The following is a 5,538-nucleotide window of genomic DNA, read 5'->3' as shown; positions in this document are numbered from 1 at the left end:
GCCTGTTCGCAGGCCAGCCGGGCGTGGTGGACGGCGGGCCCGGCGTCGGCGGTCACGACCGCGGCCGCCCGCAGGAGGTGGTGAGCGGTGGCGGCGACGTCGTCGGAGCCGAGGGCGATCAGGGCCCGGCCCAGGCGGGAGTGCATCCGGGCGAGCCGCAGGCGGGTGAGGTCTCCCTCCAGGGCGTCCCGCACGAGGGCGTGGGTGAAGCGGACCGTGCCCGGGCGCGGCTCGGTGAGCAGTCCGGCGGTGACACCCGCGTCCAGGGCGTCGAGGAGTTGCTCGGCGTCGTCCGCCGCGTGGACGAGCAGGGCCGCCGGGGCCTCGCGTCCGGCGACGGCTGCCAGCCGCAGCCCGGCGGTGACGGTCGGGGCGAGCAGGGCGAGCCGTCGCCGCAGCACGTCCTGGACGCCCTGCGGGACGCGGGCCAGCGCCTGTCGCTCGCCCTCACCGGCCATCAGGAGCGAGCTCTCGCGCAGGTAGAAGGGGTTTCCGCCGGCGCGTTCGGCCAGCGCCGCGGCGGCGTGGTCGCTCAGGTCGGCCGCCCCGCGGTGCAGCAGCTCCACGGCCTGGGCGTCCGACAGCCCGCCGAGGGCCAGCCGGAGCGGCGAGCAGGCGGCCAGGCGCGCCAGGGCCCCGGTCAGGTCGCCCTCGCCGGTGCGGTACGAGCCCACCAGGAGTAGGGGGACGTCACGCAGTTGCTCGGCGCAGAGCAGGTACAGCTCGATGCTCTCCTGGTCACCGCGGTGCAGGTCGTCCAGGACGATCGCCAGGGGGCGCCGCAGGGCGGTCTCGCGGAGCCAGTCGAGCAGCGCCTTGTGCAGCCGGAAGCGCCGGGCGGGGCTGCCGTCCGGTTGCCCGGTGTCGCTCGCGGTGCCGGGGGCCAGCAGCGGGGCGAGCTCATCGGCGTACGGGCCCGGTGGCGCGGCCTGTGCCAGGGTGGGCAGCATCTCGAACCAGGCCCGGCCGGGCGGGGCGCCGTCGGTCTCCGGGCAGTGTCCGGTGCCGACCAGCCAGCCCTGTTCGGGCAGTTGGCGGACGGCGGCGTCCAGGAGGCTGGTTTTGCCGATTCCGGCCTCGCCGGAGACCAGGACGACCTGCGTTCGGCCGGCCCGGGCCCGGTCCGCCGCGGCGGCGAGCCCGGCGAGCTCCTCGTCGCGGCCCAGGAGCCGGTCGGCCGCCAGGACCGTCGGCGTCCGGCCCCCGGCGGTGGCGACCGGGCTCCGAGCCGGCGCCAGGGCGGTGTTCACCCCGGTCCGCGCGGCGGCCGCGGCGGGTGTCCCGGTCGCCCGGTGGAGCACGTCCAGGCGCTGGTGCAGCAGGGCCTGTTCCAGCTCGAGCAGGGCGGGCCCGGGCTCGACGCCGAGTTCCTCGCCGAGGACGTGCCGGGCCCGGCGCAGCGCGGCCAGCGCGTCCCCCTGGCGGTCCCGGGCCCACAGAGCCAGGGCCAGCAGCCTCCAGCCCTCCTCGTGCAGCGGCTGTTCCCGGGTCAGCGTGCCCGCGTCGGCGAGGGCCTGCGCGGCCCGGCCGCAGCCCAGCCGCGCGGCCACGAGGCGTTCGCGGGCGGTGCGGTGCACCTCCTCCAGGCGGGCGCGTTCGCCGGCGGTCCACGGCTCGTCCGAGAACTCCGCGCACGGCTGTCCGCCCCACGACGCCAGCGCCTCGGCCAGGCCTTCGGCGGCGGCGTGGGCCGGCAGTTCCACCGCCGAGCAGGCCGCCACCCGGTCCTCGAACACCCAGGCGTCCACCGCGTCCCGCTCCACGGCGAGGGCATAGCCGTAGGGCGCGCTGACCAGCAGCCGCGCGGGCGTACGCGGTGCCCGCTCCGGTTCGAGGACGCGCCGCAGACGGGCGATGTAGGCGTGGAGCGACGTCTGTGCGCTGGACGGGACGCGCTCCGGCCACAACCGTCCGATGATCCGTTCCGTGGGGACGACCGTCCCGCGGGCGAGCAGCAGTTGGACCAGAACCATCCGGGCGAGCCGACCACCGGTATCGACCGTGCGGCCGTCGACCTCGACCTGGAACGAGCCGAGCACCTTGCATACGATCATGACGGGGACATCGTAGACGGCGCACACCCCACGCCGTGCCGTCCGGCCTACCGGCGCAGCAGGACCACCGCGGACGCGACGACGAAGGCCCCGCTGATCACCACCATCGCGCGGTCAGGCACAGAAGCCACGTCATGCCGCCTCCCTCGGTCGGCGCACCCGCCCGGGGCGGGCACTCATGCGAGAGCCTCCCACGGAAGACGCCGAAATCGACCGAAGAGTTCCGGTACGCGGGCCTTCGGTCCCCGCCGGGGCGGAGGCGAAGCCGCGCTGCCGGAACGTCTGACCGCGCGTCGGCCGTGGGCGTCGGATTCCCTGCACAGGTCACTGCCGACCGTGGCCCGGGCCGCAGGCTCGCCGGAGGGGTGCTTTCCTGACGGCCGGTTGCCGTGCCTGCGCCGGAACGCCGTCCGGAGCCGCACATAGTGACCTCATGAGATCTGTCACGAGCGTCGCCGCGGCTTTGGTGCTGGTCTCGGTGGCCCTGGGGTCGGACTCCACGGCCCACCCGGCCGTCGCCGCCCCGGCCGGTTCCGCCGTGGTGCGTGAGCAGCTGGCGACCGGCGTGGTCTACGAGGCGTTCACCGTTCCCACCGCGCGGGGGAGCGCCCGGGTCCACGTGGTGACGGCGGATCTGGAGCGTCCGGGGGTGGCCGCCGGCCTGCTCTACCCCGGCGCGGTCGCCGCCCGGAAGACGGTCTCCCGGATGGGGGAGGAGGCCGGGGCCGTCGCCGCGATCAACGGCGACTTCTTCGACATGACCGAGGGGCAGCATCCCGGCGTCCCGGCGACCGGTGCCGCCTCCGGCCCGTCGGTCCTGAACGGCCGGCCGCTGAAGGCTGCAGTGCCCGTGGGGCAGCGTTTCGGCCGGACGGAGCCGCTCGGTGACGCCGATGAGGACGTGTTCGGTGTGGGGGTGGACGGCAGGGCCCGGATGGACCGGCTGGTGCTGCACGGGCGCATCCGCACCCCACAGGGTGAGCTGGTGCTGGGCGGCCTCAACCAGTACGCCCTGCCCGTCGACTCGATCGGGGCCTTCACCGCCCAGTGGGGCGAGGTCTCCCGCGCACGCGCCGCGTGCGGGACCGACGACGACCGGGCCGCCCCCTGTACCGGCGACACCTACGAGGTGACCATCCGCCACGGCCGCATCGCGACGGTCTCCGACGCACCGGGCACCGGCCCCGTCGATCCGGACACCACCGTCCTGCTGGGCCGGGAAGCCGGCGCCCGTGCCTTGCGCGGACTGGCTCCCGGCACACCCGCCGCGGTCGACTACCGCCTCGCCTCCAGCAGCCCGGTGCCGTTCGCCTTCGCCCTCGGCGCATACCCGCTGATTCGCGACCACCGTCCCCTGCCGGGCCTGGACGACGTCACCGCCGAACCCCGCGCGGCCATCGGCATCGCCGACGGCGGCCACACCCTGCGGCTGCTCTCCACCGACGGGCGCTCCGGCACCTCCACCGGACTCACGCTCGGCGAACTGGCCGGTGTCCTCCACTCCCTGGACTGCGCCCAGGCCTCCCAGCTGGACGGCGGAGGGTCCGCCACCATCGCCACCCGCGCCCCCGTCACCGGCCGGGCCGTCGTCCGCAACAACCTCCACCACGACCAGGAACGACCGGTCCCCAACGGCATCGCGATCTTCTCGGCGCGACGCTGACGGCGGCTCGCCGGGCCACGCCCGGGGTGCCGGCGGTGCTCGGCCGGGTCGGCAGCGCGTGCCACCCGTCCCTCGACGACGACGGTCGACCCGGATCGCCTTCGCCGTTCCTTCCCATGTCCCGGCGCCCCGGGGCAGACCCGAGAACAAGCCCGGAGCGTCACTCCGGTGTCACTCGCCGGCTCGCCGGTGTTCCGACGACGTCGGTGGCCGCCGGTCGAGCCGACCGGCGGGCCGGGGGCGGGTGCTCCGTGAGCGCGCTGACGTAGTCCGGTCCGGCGAGCGGTCCCTGGAGGGCGGCGCGGGGTGTCTCCATCAGGTCGGTCAGGCCGGCGACCCCGGGAAGGAGACGGTGGCACAGGTCGTTCAGGCGGTTCGGCAGGGCACGGGCCTGCGCGGCGGTGAGCAGCCCCTCGGCCAGGAACCAGCCGGTGACGGGTATCGAGGCCCTCCTCGTCGTCCTCACCGCCCGGTGGCTTGATGCCCACACGATGGCGCGGGGCCGGGAGCCGGCTGGCCCCGCGCGACCGGCTAACGGGAGAAGTAGGTCTTGACGCTCACGGCCGGGCCACCTGAATACTTCCGGACGGCCGACTTTGCGTCTCCGGACACGGCCACAGGCGTGGTGCCCGCGGGCGGAACCGTGATCAACCCGCCGATCGGGACCGCTTCGATCGCCTGCTGGGGCGTTCCGGCCGACGGCTGGTCGTAGACCAGATAGACAATACGGACCGATACGGCCGTGCTGTTCGGGTTTTTCAGGATGACCTGGTCGAACGGGTCGAATTTGGTCAGCGGCTTGCCTGCGGCGTCCGCCGGTTGGGCCTCGACCCCGGATGCGCTCTCCGGAAGGTCCGCCGCGGCAAGTTCTTTGACGGTCACTTTGACGTCGGCGACATTTTTGGCGTCAGCCCCGTGGAAGGCCAGAACGTCATAGCCCCCGCCGGGCTGGATGACGAGACTGCCCCGGTCACTCCCGTAAGCCGTGGTGACCTGCACGTCGGGCAGTTCCCTGCCGCTGCCGTCCACAGCTGTGATCGTCAGAGTGGGCACCACGCTGGCCTGCCCGTCGTTGCCGATGGACAGGGTCTGGTCGATGTACTCCTGCTTCCCCAGCGCGTGGTAGCTGAAGGACAGTGAAGTGGCTGCAGGGCCTGCCGCAGGGGTAGGTGTGACCGGCGTCGAGGCCGTCGGCGCCGTGTTGGCCGCGACACTTCCGGGTATGGACGGCCCCTCAGCGGGGGTCGTGGCGGCACCACTCGGGTCGCAGCCGACCAGCGCGGCGACACCGAGGACGATGCCCACAACCGTGCGGACGCGGAGGGTTGAGGTGGCCTGCCGGTTCCGGGCGAAAGATTGATCAACTTCTGGCATTGCCGGAGAGTAGCGCAACCGGGAGACGCAGGGGCGCCGGACTCTGCCCTTCGCTCCCACCGCGCGTTCACGCCAGGATTCGGCGACGGCTCCGCCGTCGACCCCGTCGCCCATACCCGGGCGCCGGCCGCCAGCTGCGCCGCGGTTCGCTCGTCGCCAGCGCCAGGGCGGTGGCGTTCGATGAAGGCGCGCAGCAGGTGTCGTTCGTCGCCGATGCCGGCGGTGCAGGCGAGGTCGGCAGCGGGCCGGTATGCCCCGCCCTCGCCGGCGGGTGGCTCCGGGTGGGAGAGGAGGCCCCCGCGGCGGTGCGGGCGTCGGTGACGAGGGCGGCCTTGATCCGGCCGACGTCGAGCAGTGCGCGGCCTGGCGCAGGCGTGGCCGCAGCCGGAGGTGCCGTCACATCAGGGGTTCTGACGAAACCTCGGCCCGGGGCGTGGCCGGGCTGCC

The 5,538-nt window shown here is 74.4% G+C and carries 4 protein-coding genes; 1 reads left to right on the top strand and 3 read right to left on the bottom strand.

The window, feature by feature from the left end:
* A partial coding sequence (locus ABZ885_RS34540) for a BTAD domain-containing putative transcriptional regulator (protein WP_360197712.1) occupies positions 1-2,054 on the bottom strand: 2,054 nt, incomplete at its 3' end.
* A gap of 433 nt (positions 2,055-2,487) precedes the next feature.
* On the opposite strand from ABZ885_RS34540, the gene ABZ885_RS34535 reads away from it, so the two are divergent.
* A complete protein-coding gene (locus tag ABZ885_RS34535) occupies positions 2,488-3,717 on the top strand; it encodes a phosphodiester glycosidase family protein (protein ID WP_360197709.1) in 1,230 nt (409 codons plus the stop codon).
* A gap of 160 nt (positions 3,718-3,877) precedes the next feature.
* Here ABZ885_RS34535 and ABZ885_RS34530 read toward each other — a convergent pair whose 3' ends face one another.
* Both ABZ885_RS34530 and ABZ885_RS34525 read right to left on the bottom strand, forming a co-directional pair.
* Complete coding sequence (locus ABZ885_RS34530; protein WP_360197706.1) at positions 3,878-4,183, bottom strand: hypothetical protein; 306 nt, start codon at positions 4,181-4,183, stop codon at positions 3,878-3,880.
* A gap of 65 nt (positions 4,184-4,248) precedes the next feature.
* On the bottom strand, positions 4,249-5,091 hold the full coding sequence (locus tag ABZ885_RS34525) for a hypothetical protein (RefSeq protein ID WP_360197703.1): 843 nt from the start codon (positions 5,089-5,091) through the stop codon (positions 4,249-4,251).
* Positions 5,092-5,538 lie beyond the last annotated feature (447 nt).

Origin of the sequence: Kitasatospora sp. NPDC047058 (genome assembly GCF_040643935.1) — a bacterium.
Taxonomy (GTDB): Bacteria; Actinomycetota; Actinomycetes; order Streptomycetales; family Streptomycetaceae; genus Kitasatospora.
Note: the sequence above shows the minus strand (reverse complement) of the source record. Positions and strands in the feature narration are given on the sequence as shown.